Source organism: Vibrio sp. 1249-1 (assembly GCF_033340495.1).
Map to the genome: position 1 here is coordinate 1 of NZ_JAWOWJ010000325.1, position 837 is coordinate 837.

Annotated in this window: 1 protein-coding gene; it reads left to right on the plus strand. The window is 50.5% G+C overall.

The features are described 5' to 3' along the window. The coding region (gene pmbA, locus R7Z50_RS26140; RefSeq protein WP_318149561.1) for a metalloprotease PmbA at positions 1 to 837 on the plus strand (837 nt) is incomplete at both ends.

Below are 837 nucleotides of genomic sequence, written 5' to 3' on the forward strand. Positions count from 1 at the left end.
AGACCCATTCGCAGGCCCAGCGCCGAAAGAATTTATGGTGAAAGAGGTGCCAGATCTTGACCTTTTCCACCCAGACTCTCCAGATCCAGACTACGCAGCACAAGTGGCGATTGCCGCTGAGAAAGAAGCGCTAAGCTACAGCGATGCAATCAAGCAAAGTGACGGTGCAAGCTACGATAGTCACTACGGCGTCAAAGTGTACGGAAACAGCCATGGTTTGTTAGCAAGCTACGCGTCTAGCCGACACAGCACAAGCTGCTGCGTTATTGGCGTAGGCAAAAATGGCGAAATGGAACGTGACTACAGCTATACCGTTGCCCGCCATCGCGATGATTTGTGGACGCCAGAAACCGTCGGCCGCAAAGCGGCGGAAAATACTGTAAGCCGACTGGATGCTCAACGATTGAAAACGGGCCCATACCCAATTATGTTTGCGGCAGATGTGGCAACTGGCTTGATTGGTCACCTAGTGATGGCGATCAGCGGTGGCAACCTGTACCGCAAATCTTCTTTCTTACTGGATCACTTGGGTAAACAAGTCTTGCCTGAATGGTTCAATATTTCAGAGCGTCCGCATGTACTGCGTGGTTTGGCTTCCAGCCCATTCGATAGCGAAGGCGTTTATACGCAAGATTGTGAAATCATTACCGATGGTGTGTTGGCGAGCTATCTACTGACTAGTTATGCCGCTCGCAAGATGAAGATGGATCCAACCGGTCACGCTGGTGGTATTCACAACTGGTACGTGAAGTCGACAGGCCAAAACTTTGAGCAAATGCTGAAGGAATTAGGCACAGGCCTTTTGGTAACAGAAGTGATGGGCCAAGGTGTGAACGT